Source organism: Aureimonas flava, assembly GCF_003583935.1.
Classification (GTDB): domain Bacteria; phylum Pseudomonadota; class Alphaproteobacteria; order Rhizobiales; family Rhizobiaceae; genus Aureimonas; species Aureimonas flava.
In genome coordinates this window covers 338,490-352,179 of record NZ_QYRN01000002.1, presented here as the reverse complement: position 1 = coordinate 352,179, position 13,690 = coordinate 338,490, and the positions used below count along the sequence as shown (strand labels likewise).

At 73.7% G+C, this 13,690-nt stretch carries 13 protein-coding genes; 6 read left to right on the top strand and 7 right to left on the bottom strand.

Translation table 11 applies throughout. The features are described from left to right. Positions 1 to 9 precede the first annotated feature (9 nt). Together D3218_RS04880 and D3218_RS04875 are read right to left on the bottom strand one after the other, a co-directional pair. The gene (locus D3218_RS04880) at positions 10 to 1,752 is read right to left on the bottom strand and encodes a GGDEF domain-containing protein (RefSeq protein WP_119538769.1); all 1,743 of its coding nucleotides are present in this window, start codon (positions 1,750 to 1,752) and stop codon (positions 10 to 12) included. A gap of 91 nt (positions 1,753 to 1,843) precedes the next feature. Then, a complete protein-coding gene (locus D3218_RS04875) occupies positions 1,844 to 2,881 on the bottom strand; it encodes an Ldh family oxidoreductase (protein ID WP_119538768.1) in 1,038 nt (345 codons plus the stop codon). Between the two features lie 136 nt (positions 2,882 to 3,017). On the opposite strand from D3218_RS04875, the gene D3218_RS04870 reads away from it, so the two are divergent. Continuing rightward, entirely contained in the window at positions 3,018 to 3,461 is a 444-nt protein-coding gene (locus D3218_RS04870; protein WP_119538767.1) for an RNA polymerase sigma factor sigma-70 region 4 domain-containing protein, read from the top strand. Between the two features lie 78 nt (positions 3,462 to 3,539). Here the strand turns inward: D3218_RS04870 and D3218_RS04865 are convergent, their stop codons facing one another. Further along, on the bottom strand, positions 3,540 to 3,950 hold the full coding sequence (locus D3218_RS04865; RefSeq protein ID WP_119538766.1) for a MerR family DNA-binding protein: 411 nt from the start codon (positions 3,948 to 3,950) through the stop codon (positions 3,540 to 3,542). 85 nt (positions 3,951 to 4,035) lie between these two features. Between D3218_RS04865 and D3218_RS04860 the strand changes: the two genes are divergently transcribed. After that, positions 4,036 to 4,803: a glutaredoxin family protein gene (locus tag D3218_RS04860; RefSeq protein WP_210209636.1), complete on the top strand. Its 768-nt coding sequence runs from the start codon at positions 4,036 to 4,038 to the stop codon at positions 4,801 to 4,803. On the opposite strand, the gene D3218_RS04855 is transcribed toward D3218_RS04860, so the two are convergent. Together D3218_RS04855 and D3218_RS04850 are read right to left on the bottom strand one after the other, a co-directional pair. Beyond that, positions 4,804 to 5,454: a hypothetical protein gene (locus D3218_RS04855; RefSeq protein ID WP_119538765.1), complete on the bottom strand. Its 651-nt coding sequence runs from the start codon at positions 5,452 to 5,454 to the stop codon at positions 4,804 to 4,806. It abuts the gene before it with no gap. 7 nt (positions 5,455 to 5,461) lie between these two features. Continuing rightward, entirely contained in the window at positions 5,462 to 6,613 is a 1,152-nt protein-coding gene (locus D3218_RS04850) for a glycosyltransferase (protein WP_119538930.1), read from the bottom strand. 187 nt (positions 6,614 to 6,800) lie between these two features. Between D3218_RS04850 and D3218_RS04845 the strand changes: the two genes are divergently transcribed. Beyond that, positions 6,801 to 7,445 carry a glycosyltransferase family 29 protein gene (locus tag D3218_RS04845; protein WP_119538929.1) on the top strand — a complete coding sequence of 215 codons (645 nt, stop codon included), beginning with the start codon at positions 6,801 to 6,803 and terminating at the stop codon, positions 7,443 to 7,445. After that, a complete protein-coding gene (locus D3218_RS04840) occupies positions 7,442 to 8,407 on the top strand; it encodes a glycosyltransferase family protein (protein ID WP_119538764.1) in 966 nt (321 codons plus the stop codon). The genes D3218_RS04845 and D3218_RS04840 overlap by 4 nt, the downstream gene beginning before the upstream one ends. Here the strand turns inward: D3218_RS04840 and D3218_RS04835 are convergent. Together D3218_RS04835 and D3218_RS04830 are read right to left on the bottom strand one after the other, a co-directional pair. Beyond that, positions 8,389 to 9,588 (bottom strand): glycosyltransferase family 4 protein, encoded by a 1,200-nt coding sequence (locus tag D3218_RS04835; protein ID WP_119538763.1) that lies wholly within the window; start codon positions 9,586 to 9,588, stop codon positions 8,389 to 8,391. The two genes, D3218_RS04840 and D3218_RS04835, sit on opposite strands and share 19 nt — an antisense overlap. Next, positions 9,588 to 10,661 (bottom strand): glycosyltransferase family 4 protein, encoded by a 1,074-nt coding sequence (locus D3218_RS04830; RefSeq protein ID WP_119538762.1) that lies wholly within the window; start codon positions 10,659 to 10,661, stop codon positions 9,588 to 9,590. Before D3218_RS04830 ends, D3218_RS04835 begins: the two co-directional genes overlap by 1 nt. Before the next feature lie 53 nt (positions 10,662 to 10,714). On the opposite strand from D3218_RS04830, the gene D3218_RS04825 reads away from it, so the two are divergent. Both D3218_RS04825 and D3218_RS04820 read left to right on the top strand, forming a co-directional pair. Continuing rightward, positions 10,715 to 12,790 carry an HAD-IIB family hydrolase gene (locus D3218_RS04825; protein WP_119538761.1) on the top strand — a complete coding sequence of 692 codons (2,076 nt, stop codon included), beginning with the start codon at positions 10,715 to 10,717 and terminating at the stop codon, positions 12,788 to 12,790. Next, a complete protein-coding gene (locus D3218_RS04820; RefSeq protein WP_119538760.1) occupies positions 12,772 to 13,632 on the top strand; it encodes a glycosyltransferase family 2 protein in 861 nt (286 codons plus the stop codon). Before D3218_RS04825 ends, D3218_RS04820 begins: the two co-directional genes overlap by 19 nt. Positions 13,633 to 13,690: the final 58 nt, after the last annotated feature.

Genomic DNA, 13,690 nt, shown 5'->3' with positions numbered 1-13,690 from the left:
GCGATTGCGTCAGGCGTCGGCGACCACCCGATTGCGGCCGCTTCGCTTGGCCTCGTAGAGATGGCCGTCGGCCACGCGGTGGAACTCGTCCCAGTCGAGCCGGCCGCCGGCCGGAACCCAGTGGAGGCCGAAGCTGGCCGTGACCCGCAGGCGCGGCTCGGCCAGGATGGGTGTCGCCTCCAGCTCGGCCCGCAGCGTCTCGGCGTGGCGGCGCAGCTCGATCGGGCCGGTGTCGGCGAGCGCCATCACGAACTCCTCGCCGCCGAAGCGCGCCACGCATCCGCCCGGCGGCAGCACCTGCAGCAGGAAGCGCCCGATCGCGCGCAGCACCGCGTCGCCGACCCCGTGCCCGAACCGGTCGTTGATCGACTTGAAGTGATCGAGGTCGATCATCACGATGCCGAGCCCGAGGCCCAGGGCGCCCGGGTCCGCGAAGGTCGCCGCGACCCGCTCCTCGAAGGCCCGCCGGTTCATGATGCCGGTGAGTGGGTCGGTGGTGGCGAGCGTCTTGAGCTCCTGCGCCAGCGCCTCGCGCTCGCGTTCCAGACGGCGCAGGTCGATCTGCTGGCGGCGCAGCTTCTCGATGTCGTCGTCGAGCTGGGTGAGCTCCACGAAGGAGTTGACGGGGCCCGCTCCCGCCGCCGCCAGGTCGCCCTCCAGGATGCGCGCCATGCGCTGGCGGGCCATTAGCAGCGGCCGGAACACGCCGCGCTCGAACATGGCCAGGGTCGCCAGCACCACGAGCCCGCCCAGCACCGCGCCGACGCAACTGGCGCTCGCCAGGTTCAGGCTTCGTTCGCGCTGGGCGATCAGCTTGTCGTGCGCGACGTCCAGGATCTTCTCGCGCAGCGTCTCCGTGGTGCGCATGCCCGGCCCGTAGCGGTCGTTGAAGGCCCGGAAGCCGACCGTGCCCCCGTCGCGCAGGATGCCGAACGCCGTTTCCGCGTAGTCGCGCGTGTTGGTGAAGTAGCCGAAGGTCACCGCGGTCATCGCCCGGTCGACGTCGGGATCGGCGATGAAGGGGACGGCGTAGTTCTCGATCTGCCGGTACAGCGAATCCGTCAAGGAGAGCATGGCGTCGAACTCGCTCTCGAGCTCCTCGTCGATCGGCGTCTCGCCGGTGTCCGGCCCCGCGTCGATGCGCAACACGACCATCGAGCCGAGGCGGCCGGCATATTCGCGCAGGTCGCTGACCGCCACCACCGCGGTCAGCAGCGGGGTGAGTTCCGGCGACAGCTCGATCAGCACCCGCCCCACCCCGTCGCGCAGGCGCTGCGCCCGGTCGGTGGCCGCGAACATGGCGCGGAAGGCGGCGATGGTCTCGGCGGGGTCGTGCGCGTCGTGCGCCGCCGCCACCCGCCGGTCCACCGCCCGGCGGCCCTCGGCCAGCGCCTCGCGCAGCGCCTGCGCGTCCTCGCGCAGCGCGATGCTGCTGCCGAGCTCCGTCTCGAACCGGCGGGTCAGGGTGTCGAACAGGTCGTCCACCTGGGCCCGGGCCTCGACGAGGTGGGACGCCGCGTCGGGACCGGAGGGCGAAGGCCCGTCCAGGAGGCGGTTGACGGGCCCGCGCTCGGCCGAGGTCGCCGCCATGAGCCGGACCGACAGCGCGAAGCGGTCGAACTGGTCGAGCGCCCGCTCGTGGCGGCGAAAGGCGGACAGGTTCCAGACCACCACCACCGCGGTCAGAAGCAGGCAGGCCGCCAGCGTCGCGGCGACGCCAGCATGCATGATGCGCTGCAGCTTGAACGTCATGTCCGAGGGTCCATCGTCGATCCGGCACGACCTTAGACGGCAAAGGTCGCCGATTCGTTGTCGCGCTGCGAAAAATCTCCCGGCAGGCGTGTCAGTCCACGGCCTCGAGCCCGAGGGCCTCCAGCCGGTCCAGCATGGCGGCCTCGTCCGCCGACAGGGCGATGCCCTCGCGCGCGGACCGGTCCCTGGCCTGGAACCGCCGCTGCGAGGGCAGGCGTGCGCCCTGGCCGACGATCGCCGCGAACAGGTGCTCGCCCGCCGCGAGCGGGTCGCCGGGGCGCCCGGCGGCGAAGCGCTTCGGGCAGAAGGCGAGGATCAGCTCCCCGTGCCGGGGCGCCAGCGCGGTGGTGCCGAGCGCGTCGAGCGCGCCCTGGCTGGTGAGGTCGCCGATCATCGCCCCGGCCAGGAGCTCCACCATGGTGGCGATCGCCGATCCCTTGTGCGCGCCGAAGGGCAGCATGGCGCCGGACAGGGCCGCCGCCGGGTCGGTGGTGGGCGCGCCCGCGGAGTCGATCGCCCAACCCTCGGGCAATGGCCGGCCGGCGCGGCGATGCAGCTCGATCTCGCCGCGCGCGGCGACCGAGGTGGCGAAGTCGAAGACATAGGGGTGGCCCGCCGGCCGGGGCCAGGCGAAGGCGACGGGATTGGTGCCCAGGAGCGGGCGCGTGCCGCCGGCGGGCGCCACGGTGGCGTAGCTCGGGCAGAGCGCGAGCGCCGCCAGGCCCTCGGCCGCCAGCGCCTCCACCTCCGGCCACAGCGCAGAGAAGTGGACGCAGTCGTTGATCGCGAGCGCGGCGAAGCCGAGGTCGCGCGCCCGCTCGGCGAGGCGCGGGGCCCCCAGCGCGAAGGCGGCGGGCGAAAACGCCCCGCCGGCCAGGACCCGGATCACGCCCGCGCCCTCGTCCACCAGTTCGGGCACCGCGTCGGGCGAGACCTTGCCGGCCTTCAGCGTGCGCAGGCACCCCTCGATCCGGTAGATGCCGTGCGACTTGGCGCCGTCGCGCTCGCCCGCCGCGATCACCCGCGCCAGCGCCTCGGCATGCAGCGCCGACAGTCCGCCCCGGCGCAGGATCGCGCCGATCCGCAGGGCCAGGGCGTCGAAATCGAGGATGGTCGCCGTGTCCGCCATGCCGTGTCCCCTCCGGTTCGCACCCAGCGCATACGCCAGCCGGGGCCCCGCCGGAAGCCCCCGGCGGCGCGCCCTTGAAGAACGTCTTGAAACGCCTCAATTTCTCTCCGGGAACGCCGGTTCGGGAGAGGTCTTCGTGACGACGCTCAAGGAGTTCGAGGAGGCGCTGCGGGCCTACGGGCTGCGCTCGGCGCTGGACGTCCTGGAAACGCTGCGCAAGCGCGACAAGGCCAAGCGGTCGCTGGCGCCCGCGCGGCGCGTCGCCGGGCGCAAGATGACGCCCGATCTCGCGCGCCAGATCCTGCACCTGCACGAGACGACCGGGCAGACGCAGCAGGAGATCGCCTTTGAGCTCGGCGTCAACCAGGGCCGGGTGAACGAGGTCATCAAGCGCGGCAAGTGGCTGACCGAGAACCCGGACGCGCCGGAGGCGAAGGCGCGCGACGCGGCGCTCAAGCGGCTGCGCCGGCCCCACGCGGCGCCCGCGAACCCGGCCGACGCCACGTCCAGGCGCGCCGCAGCGCCCAAACGACGCGCGCGCGCCGAGACGTCGCCCCAGCTCAGCCTCGGCGATTTCTGACCGCCGTCGGCCGGCCGGGGCGGTTCCCGGTCCGGCTCTCTTCGGCATTCGCCCGCGCCGGTCGCCAGGCCGGGCGCGCTAGCGTCGGTGGGCGAGCGAGGCCACGATGGGGCAGGGGCCAGGGGCGCCGGCGCGGCACTCGCCGGCCAGATGCGCCAGCGCGTCGCGCGCCGCGCTCAGCTCCGCGATCCGCCGGTCCAGCGCCCGCACGCGCGCTTCGGCGAGGGCGCGCGCCCGCTCGCGGTCCGCCACGGCGTCGAGCCGCAGGAGTTCGGCGATCTCGTCCAGCGTGAAGCCTGCCGCCTTGGCGGCGCGAATGAAGTGCAGCCGCTCGGCCTCGGCGCGGCCGTAGCGCCGGAAGCCGCCCGCCGAACCGTGGCCCGCCGGGCGCTCGGGTTCGGCGAGCAGGCCCCGGCGCTGGTAGTAGCGAACCGTCTCCACGCCGATGCCGGCCTCGCGCGCGAGGCCCGCGATGGTCCAATCCGCCATGGCTTGACTCCGTACCCTGGTACGGACCCTATATGGGGTGCGGCCTCAGCCTACCAACCCGGAAGCAAACCGAAAGCCGCGCCCCATGTCCGCCACCGTCGTCGCCGCCGACAAACCCCGCCGCGCCGTGATCCATCGCATGGTGATGGAGAAGCACGTCTGCCCCTACGGGCTCAAGGCGCTGGACCTCCTGAAGCGCGAGGGCTTCGCGGTGGAGGACCATTGGCTGACGACCCGCGCGCAGACCGACGCGTTCAAGGCCGAGAACGGCGTGAAGACGACGCCGCAGGTGTTCGTGGATGGCGAGCGCATCGGCGGCTACGACGACACGCGCCGCTTTCTCGGCAAGGCGGTGGCCGAGCCCGGCGACACGACCTACACGCCAGTGATCGCGATCTTCGCGATGAGCGCGCTGATGGCGCTCGCGATCAGCTACGCCGCGCTCGGCACGCCCTTCGCGCCGCGCGCGGTGGAGTGGTTCATCGCGGTCGCCATGTGCCTCCTGGCGCTCCAGAAGCTCCAGGACGTCGAGAGCTTCTCGACCATGTTCCTGAACTACGACCTCCTGGCGCGCCGCTGGGTGCCCTATTCCTACGTCTACCCCTTTGCCGAGGGGCTGGCCGGCGTCCTGATGCTGGCCGGGGCGTTCACGGTCCTGTCGGCCCCGCTCGCCCTGGTCATCGGCACGGTGGGCGCGGTGTCGGTGTTTAAGGCGGTCTACATCGACCGGCGCGAGCTGAAATGCGCCTGCGTGGGCGGCGCCTCCAACGTGCCGCTCGGCTTCGTGTCCTTGACCGAGAACCTCATGATGGTCGCCATGGGCCTGTGGATGGGCGCCCGCCTGTTCCTGTGATCAGCGGGCCCGGCCGCGCCACAGCGAGGCGATCGGCTCGCCGGCGCGGTCGGGCTTGGAATCGCCGATGAACACCACCACGGGGCCGGGCTGTTCGTTGCGCGGATCGTAGAAGTCGAGGAGCCCCGGATGGAGCGCCTGTAGGAATGGCGGCAGGCGCCCCGCCCGGCGCAGGAGGTGGTCCACCACGACCTGGTCGCCGTGCACGGAGTTGGGCACCGGGCCGCAGGAGCCCTCCCTCATCCAGTGCGCCGGGTCGGACGCGAACGTGTCGTAGACGTCGGTCAGCGCGTCGCCCTCCCAGCGCAGGAGCGCGGTGGAGAGGCGCCCCTTCAGGAAATAGTCCTCCATCGCCGCCGGGCCCGGCACGGCCAGCGCCGAGGCGTCGCCGCACAGCACCGTGTCGAGGTCGCACAGAACCACGGTTCCCGCGGCAAGACCCGGACGGAACGCCTCCATCTTCGCCCACCAGGCGGGCCAGTCGTGGCGAAGCGGCACCGTCTCGACGCCCGGAACGGCAAGCTCCATGTCGGTGAGGCACAGGATTCGCCCGAAGGCGGGCGCGTGGCGCCGCGCGCCGTGCGCGAGGCGCTCCACCCACGAGGGGTCGTAGCGGCCGCCGCCGCGCAGCACCGTGACGAGTGTCGGCACGGCCGCTTCAGCCCACGACCTTGAGCGCGGGCGCCTCGTCCGTGCCGGTCGGGGCGCGCTCCGCCCCCTCCCACAGCTCGTCCGTCAGCCCTTCCAGCCAGCCGGCGGCGCGCCGGGCGGCCTCGGGCGCATGGAGGGTGCGGATCGTCTCGCCGTCCAGCGCGCGGGCTTCGGCGAGGAGCGCCTGCCAGCCGTGGAGGTCGCCCGGCCAGGCGGGAGCGGTCACCGCCGCGCCGAGCCGCACCAGCGCCTCGGCCTTGCGGGTCTGCTCGCCGAAATAGCGCCATTCGGGCATCACGATCAGCCGGCCGCCGACGCGCGCGATCTCGTGGATCGTGTTGTCGCCGGCCGAGGCGATCACGATGTCGGCGGCCGCGAGGTAGTCGGTCACGCCCGGCACCCAGCCGAGCTCGACCAGGTTGGAGAAGTCGGTCTCGTGGCCCTCGCGATGGGTGGGGCCGAGCGTCAGCCAGAGCGCGTCCGGGGCGGCGCGCGCGGCCACGGTCAGCGGCGCGTAGGGCGTGCCGCTGCCGCCGCCGCCGGTCACGGTCACGACGATCTCGCGCGCCGGATCGAGCCCGAGGCGCCGACGGGCCTCGGCCTTGTCCGGCACGGCGTCCAGCGTGGTGCACAGGCCGCCGGAATAGAAGGTCTTGGCGCGCAGGTGAGCCGGGTAGTCGTCCTGCTCCATCCGCTCGTCGAAGGGCGCGAGCATGCCGACGCAGGCCTCGTAGGAGCCCAGATGTCCGATGTCGGACCGGTCGCCGTGCATGCGGATCTGCACGGCCGGAACGCTGGCGATGCGCGACAGGAGCGCGATCTCGGCCGACACGTCCACCACGAAGAGGCCGACGTCCCGCTCGTCGAGATGATCGAGGATCGTGCGCATCGTGCGCCGCATCTCCACGAGGCCCAGCGGCACGCAGTGCATCACCTGCGGGGTCGGCTCGGCATGGAGGCGGGGCGTCGGCACGCCGGCGCCGATCATGTCGGGCAGGGGGACGATCTCGATGTCGCGCCCGAACCCGTCGAACAGATGCGGGCCGGCGGTGAGCACGGAGACCGGGCGCTCGCGCGAGAACTCGGCGACCATCGCCATGGTGCGGTTGGCATGGCCGCGCCCCTGGTGGTGGACGAAGAAGGAAATCGGTTTCGGCAAGACGGTCGGCCCCCGCGCCCCCATGCGCCGGACCCCCGTCCGGCTGGTTTCGAGCTTCGATAACCTAAGACTCCCGCGCCGTTCGTCATCATGTTCGGGCGAAGTGACGCGGCGCGCCCCTTTCCTTCGCCCGACCATGGAGCATCTACGGGTCGAACCCGCCAGCCATCGGATCGAGGACGAGCGCATGTTGGGAGGACCGCGCCCGCCCGCCGAGCCGCCGCGGCATGTGCCCCGGCGCATCGCCATCGTCGGCAACGCTCCCGAACTCGGCGACCGGGGCGAGGAGATCGACGCGGCCGACTGGGTCGTGCGCTTCAACAACGCGGCCGGGTTCGGCGAAGCCGCCGGCCGCCGGGTGACGCATCTCGCCCTGGTGAACCACGGCGGCCAGATGCGCGAATGGCTGGAGGATCCGGGCTTTCTCGACCGGCCGGCGATCCGCGCCGCCGGGACCTTCCTGTTTCCCTTCGCCCGCAAGCCGGCGTCCGATCGTCCCGAGACGGAGGACGGGCGCGACTGGACCGAGGAGGCCGAGGCCCGGCTCGCGCCGCTCGGCGTGCCGGTCGCCCTCCTGCCGGCCACGGTTCAGCGCGAGGCGCTCGCGCTGGTGCGAACGCCCGGCGGCCGCCCGGCGGCGCCCAGCACCGGCTTCCTGGTCGCGCTCCATCTCCTGCGGCGCTTCGGCGGCACCGCCCGGATCGACGTCTACGGCTTCGGCTTCGGCGGCTGGGACGGCCACGACTGGTCGCGCGAGCGGCGGTGGTTCGAGGCCATGGCGGCCGGCGGGCTGCTTCGGCTGCACCCGCTCGCCGCCGCGCCGGTCGCTTGAGCGAGCCCGCGCCGCGCTGCTTCCTGTGCGGGGGGCGCGCGCTCGCCCCGACACAGCGCCGCCTGCGCTGGCCGGACGGCTTCGAGCGGCGCTTTGCGCTGGCGTGCGGGTTCTGCGGCGTCCTCACCGACGGCGAGCCCGGCGGGCCGGCGCTGGGGCATCTGGCCGAGGCGCTCGTCGGCGACCGGTTCCATCTGGCGCGCGAGGCGCCCTACGGGCTCGACATCTTCACCCTGCGCGCGGCCGCCACGCGCTGGCGCCGCGCGGCGCACCCGGCGGACGGGGCGCAGCGCGAAGCCCTGCGCGATCCCCATGGCGACCTCGCCGCCGCCGCGCGGCTGGAGGACCTGCGTGCCGGCGGGGGCCCCGGCGTCGCGGTCGGCCTCGCCTGCCGGGCGCGCGAGCGGGGCGACGCGCTCGCGGCGCTGCGCCCCCACCTCGCCTGGGCCGACGCGATCGTGGTGCTGGTGGACGGCGCGGGCGCGGACGAGGCGTGCGAACCGCGCGTGCGGCTCGCCCACCGCCCGATGGACGGCGACTTCGCCTCCCAGCGCAACGCGTTGCAGGACCTGTCGCCCGCGCCCTGGATGCTGCAGCTCGACGCCGACGAGACGCTCGCGCCGGAAACGGGCGCCCTCGTGCCGGCGCTGGCGGGGCTGGCGGAGGCGGGCGGGGCGGTGTCGGTCGGCCTCGCCCGGCGCAACCTCGTGGACGGCATCCTGGCCGACCTCTTCCCCGACACGCAGTACCGGCTGAACCGGCGCGAGGTGCGCTTTCGCGGCACCGTGCACGAGCGGCCCGACCGGCCGTGGCAGCGCAGCCTCCTCGCGCTCCACGGCGCGATCGACCACCATCTGCCGCGCGCGCACGTGGAGAGCCGCTCGCAGCGCTACGAGGCGCTGGCGCCCGGCCGGGGCCGGCTGGACGAGGCCGAGGCCCTGCTTCAGCCGTTCCGCGCCTGACGGCGGGCGAGGGCCTCCTCGTAGAGGGCCAGCGTCTCGCGTCCCAGCGTCACGCGGGTGAAGCGGCCGGCGGCCCGCAGCGCCTTGGCCCGCAGCGCGGCCCGCAGGGCCGGGTCGGCGATCACCGGGCGCAGCGCCTCGGCCAGCGCCGGGCCCGTGGTCCGGCGCGCCATGGATCCGGCGCCGGTGGCGCCCACGAACTCGCGGGCGCTGGCGTCCTCGTCGGAGGCCACCATCGGGCGGCCATAGGCCATGCCCTCCTGGTACACGAGGCCGAAGCTCTCGTAGCGCGAGGGGGCGAGCACGGCATGCGCGCCCTCGTACTCGCGCGCGAGATCGGCCTCGGCGAGGCGCCCGAGCGCGGCGAGGCGCAGGCGCGCGCCGGCCGACGGCCCGTCGGCGAGGGCGTCCGGCGCGACGCCGGCGAGGCGGATCGCGAAAGGCGGCAGGGCGCCGGCGTCCGCCTCGCGCGACAGGATCTCCGCCGCGCCCAGGATCGCGTCGAACCCCTTGCGATGCTCCGGGCGACCGACGAACAGGATGCGGACCGGCTCGCCGGCCGGCGCCTCCGGATAGGTCGCGGCGCCCGCGCGGGCGAGCATGTCGGGCGCGAGGCTGAGGCCGATCGTCGCGTGCGGCCGGTCGCCGTCCGTCAGTCCGTAGGCGGCCGCGATGCGCCGGCCGTGCTCGGCGGTGTTGGAGATCAGGCCGTGGCTGCCGCGCGCCTGCGCCCGTTCCAGCCGGTCGGCCGTCCAGCCGTCGAAGCGGTCGCGCGCGGTGCGCGCCGGGTCGCGCGAGAAGGCGGCGGGCGTCGAGTTGCGCGTCACCAGCGCCATGGGCGGGCGCCGCGCCAGGAGCACGGCCGGCGCGTACCAGTTGGTCGCCTCCACCACGTCGATCGGCCGGCGCGCGTGCTCGGCGAGAACCGCGCGCCGGACCGCCATGGGCGCCGCCAGATGCCCCGCGCCGCCCCACAGCCGCAGCCGGGCGAGGCCTCCGCCCTCGCGCGGCCGGCAGCCGAGGATGCGCACGCCCCCGGCCTCGCTCTCGCCCTCGCGGTCGAGCGCGAACACGGTGACCTCCGCGCCGCAGTCCCGCAGGCTCTCGGCGATCTCGCGGGCCGCGGTGGACAGGCCGCTCGGGGCCGGCGGGTAGTCCCAGGCGATCAGGGCGGTGCGCATCAGGCCTCCAGGAGCCGCCGGTAGAGGGCGAGGTAGTCGGTGGCCATGCGCTCGGCGGTGAACCGCTCCTCGAAGCGCCGGCGGACCGCCGCCCGGTCGAGCCGCCGCGCCCGCGCCAGGGCGGCGACGGCCTCCTCCTCGGAGCCGACCACGAAGCCGGTCACCCCGTCCTCCACGACCTCGCGCACCGAGCCCCGGTCCCAGGCGACCACGGGCGTGCCGCAGGCCATGGCCTCGATCATCACCAGGCCGAAGGGCTCCGGCCAGTCCACGGGAAACAGGAGCGCCTCCGCGCCGCCGAGGAGCTCGCCCTTCGCGCGGTCGCCGAGCGGGCCGACATAGGTCGCCTCCGCCGACAGGAGCGGGCGGACCTCGCGCTCGAAATAGGTGGGATTGCCGACGTCCACGGTGCCGGCGAGGCGGATCGGGCGCCCGGCCGCCCGCGCCACGCGGATCGCCCGGTCGGGGCGCTTCTGGTCGGTCATCCGGCCCACGAAGGCGAGGTAGCCGCCCGAGCCGTCGCCCATGGCGTAGCGGTCGCGGCGGATGCCGTGATGCACCACGCCCGCCCGGTTCGAGGCGGGCAGCATGGCGGCCTGGGCGGCCGAGATCGCGGCCACCGGCAGGTCGGGGAACGTCCGAAAGAAGATCTCCCGGTCCAGCTCGTCCACCCGCCAGTGGATGGTGGTGAGGCTGTGCCGGCGCCGCTCGCCCAGGAGCGCGGCGTGGAAGAACTCGCCGTGGCAGTGGACGATGTCGAACGCGTCGAGGCGCAGGCGCAGGTCCTCCATGCGCGCCGCCTCCAGCACCGCCGGGATCGAGGGGGGCACCTGGCCGTGCGACGCTTCCAGGCTAAGCAAACTCGGCCAGATTCCGACGAGCGGTACATCTGTCGCACTGTCCGCCGGGGCGAACAGCGTTACCTCGACTCCGAGGTCCCGTAGCGCAATGGACAGGTCGTGGATGACTCGTTCCGTTCCGCCGTGATCTTTCGGCGGTACCGGAAATATTGTCGGAGCGACCTGGGCGACCCGGATGCTCGGTTTCGGGTCCGCCGTTGAATTTGCCTGCATGAGCCGTTGCTCTGTTCTGTTCGTGTGTTTTGCGTCAAGCGTTGGAGAGAGCCATGTTCATTCTTCATGTCGCACTTCAAGGGTGCCTGCGTGCCGGAAACGTGGAATACGGCCTGACGGCCGACACGGGCGGCCACATCCGCTACCTTCTCGACCTCGCGGCGGCCTCGGCCGCCGATCCGGCGGTGGAGCGGATCGTGATCGCCACCCGCCGCTTCGACGAGGCGCGCCTCGGGGCCGACTACGCGCTCGGCTCCGAGCGGATCGACGGCAAGACCGAGATCGTGCGCTTCTGGACCCACCGCCCCGGCTACCTGGAGAAGGAGGCCCTCCACACCGAGGTGGAGAGCTTCGCCGAGGCGCTGGTCGCCTTCATCGAGGCGCAGCCCGAGCGCCCCGCCGTGCTGCACGCCCACTACGCCGACGCCGCGTCGGTGGCGGCGATCGTGGAGGCGCGGCTCGGCATCCCCTTCGTCTTCACCGCACACTCGCTCGGGCTCGTGAAGCGCGGGGTGCTGGGCCTTGATGCCGGCGCCGACGCGGCGCTCGACCTTCGCGTGCGGGCTGAGGACGCGGCCCTGGAGCGGGCCGCGCTGGTGATCGCCTCCTCGCGCGACGAGGCGGAGGTGCAATGGGCCGGCTACCCCGCCTACGAGCCCGGCCGCATCCGCATCCTGGCGCCCGGCAGCGACCTTGAGCGCTTTGCCGGCGCGCCCACCTCGCCGCGCGTCGACGCCGCGGTCGCCCGCTTCCTGCGCGAGCCCGACAAGCCGGTGATCCTGGCGCTGGCCCGGCCGGTGGCCAAGAAGAACCTCGCCGCCCTGGTGCGCGCCTACGGCGAGTGCCCGGCGCTTCAGGAGCGGGCCAATCTCGTGATCTTCGCGGGTGCGCGCGACGACCTGGCCGCGCTCGACGGCGACATGGCCGGCACGATGCGCGAGATCCTCGCCCTGATCGACCGCTACGACCTCTACGGGCGCGTCGCCTATCCCAAGCACCACCGGCCGGAGGACGTGCCGGCGATCTACGCCCATGCGAAGCAGCGGGGCGGCGTGTTCGTCAACCCGGCGCTGAACGAGCCGTTCGGCCTGACGCTCCTGGAGGCCTCGGCCGCCGGACTGCCGCTGGTGGCGACCGATTCCGGCGGCCCCAACGACATCGTGGAGATGTGCGGCAACGGCATCCTGGTGAACCCGCGCCACGACGCGGCGATCGCCGAGGCGGCGCTGCGCATCCTGTCGGATCCGGCGCTCCACGCGCGCTTCGCCGAAGCCGGCGGGTCGGTCGCCCGGGCCTACGACTGGCGCCGACACGCCGAGCGCTACCACGCGCTTCTCGCCTCGCTGGCCGATGCGGCAGTCGAGGCCGCCAACCCCGAGCAGCTCCTGATCTGCGACATCGACAACACGCTGGTGGGCTGCGCGGAAGGGGTGCGCACCTTCGGCACCTGGCGCGAGCGCCAGCCGGGCCTCGCCTTCGGGGTCGCCACCGGTCGTTCCTTCCACTCGGCGCTGGCCATCCTGGAACAGCAGGACGCGCCGCGCCCGCAGGTGGTGATCTCCTCCGTGGGCTCCGAGATCCACCATCTCGACGCCAACGGCACGACCTACCACCAGGACGCCGAATGGCGCGCCGTGGTCTCGCGCGACTGGAACCCGGAGGAGGCGCGCCGGGCGCTCGCCCGCGTGCCCGGCCTCCTGCCTCAGGCGCCGCTGGAGCAGCGGGCGCACAAGCTCAGCTACTTCACGGAGGGGCAGCCTGGCATCGTGTCGCGCGTGCGCGCCGCGCTGGAGCGGGCGGGCCTGCGCTGCTCGGTGATCCACAGCCACGGGCGCTATCTCGACATCCTGCCGATCCGCGCCTCCAAGGGCACGGCGGTGGATTTCGTGCGCGCCCGGCTCGCCCTGTCGCACGACGCGGTGTTCGTGGCCGGGGATTCGGGCAACGACATCGAGATGCTGCGCACCATCCCGCAGGCGATCATCGTCGGCAACTTCTCCGACGGTCTCGCCGCCATGCCGGCGCTGCGCCATTCCTACGTGGCACGCAACACCCATGCGCGCGGCGTGATCGAGGGCGTCGTCCACTTCCGCGACAAGGCGAGGGCGGCATGCAAGCCAGCGCGCTGACGCTGGTCCGGGGCCGGCGGGAGCATCTGGCGAACCTGATGGAAGGGCTGGCGCTCCAGACGCGCCGGCCGGCCGAGCTGGTGATCGCCTGGATGCAGGACGAGCCCTTCGCCGACCTGCCCGACCCCGGCTGCCCGGTGCGCCACCTCCTGGTGCCGGGCGACCCGATGCCGCTCGCGCTGGCGCGCAACCGCGCGGCGGCGGCCGCCTCGGGCGAGCTCCTCGTGTTCCTCGACGTCGATTGCATTCCCGCGCCCGGCGTGGTGGCGGCCTACGCGGCGGCGGCCGAGGCGCGCGACGGCCTGTTCCTCGGCGAGGTCCTGTACCTGCCGGCCGGGGCCACCGACGGCGGGCTCGACTTCGACCGGCTCGACCGGCTGGGCCGGGTCCATCCGGCCAAGCCGCCGGTGCCGGCGCGGGGGCTTCGCGAGGAGCCGGACGCGGGCGAACTCTGGGGCCTGTCCTTCGCCCTGGCGCGCGCGCGCTACGCCGGCGTCGGCGGCATGGACGAGCGGTTCGCCGGCTACGGCGGCGAGGAGACCGACCTTGCGCTGCGCCTGTCGGCCTCCGGCCTGCCCTTCTTCTGGACCGCCGGCGCGCGCTGCTACCACCAGCATCACCCCGTCCGGGTGCCGCCGCTGCACCATTTCGACCATATCCTGCGCAACGCAGCGCTGTTCCGCGAGCGGCACGGCCGCTGGTGCATGGACTACTGGCTCGGCCAGTTCCGCGACGCCGGCCTGATCGACTGGGGGGATCGGGAGATCCGCCTCCTGCGCCGCCCTTCCGCCGGCGAGATCGAGGCCTCGGGGCACGGCGCGGCGGAGCGGCTGTTCTCATGAGCCCGAGGGCCGGGCCCGACGACGCGAGATGACGCCGCGCTTGCGTATGTTATAAAGT

Coding starts and splice junctions, on each gene's coding strand:
- D3218_RS04880 (WP_119538769.1), bottom strand. CDS start 1,752: ATGACGTTCAAGCTGCAGCGCATCATGCATGCTGGCGTCGCCGCGACG.
- D3218_RS04875 (WP_119538768.1), bottom strand. CDS start 2,881: ATGGCGGACACGGCGACCATCCTCGATTTCGACGCCCTGGCCCTGCGG.
- D3218_RS04865 (WP_119538766.1), bottom strand. CDS start 3,950: ATGGCGGATTGGACCATCGCGGGCCTCGCGCGCGAGGCCGGCATCGGC.
- D3218_RS04860 (WP_210209636.1), top strand. CDS start 4,036: ATGTCCGCCACCGTCGTCGCCGCCGACAAACCCCGCCGCGCCGTGATC.
- D3218_RS04845 (WP_119538929.1), top strand. CDS start 6,801: ATGTTGGGAGGACCGCGCCCGCCCGCCGAGCCGCCGCGGCATGTGCCC.
- D3218_RS04835 (WP_119538763.1), bottom strand. CDS start 9,588: ATGCGCACCGCCCTGATCGCCTGGGACTACCCGCCGGCCCCGAGCGGC.
- D3218_RS04830 (WP_119538762.1), bottom strand. CDS start 10,661: ATGCAGGCAAATTCAACGGCGGACCCGAAACCGAGCATCCGGGTCGCC.
- D3218_RS04825 (WP_119538761.1), top strand. CDS start 10,715: ATGTTCATTCTTCATGTCGCACTTCAAGGGTGCCTGCGTGCCGGAAAC.
- D3218_RS04820 (WP_119538760.1), top strand. CDS start 12,772: ATGCAAGCCAGCGCGCTGACGCTGGTCCGGGGCCGGCGGGAGCATCTG.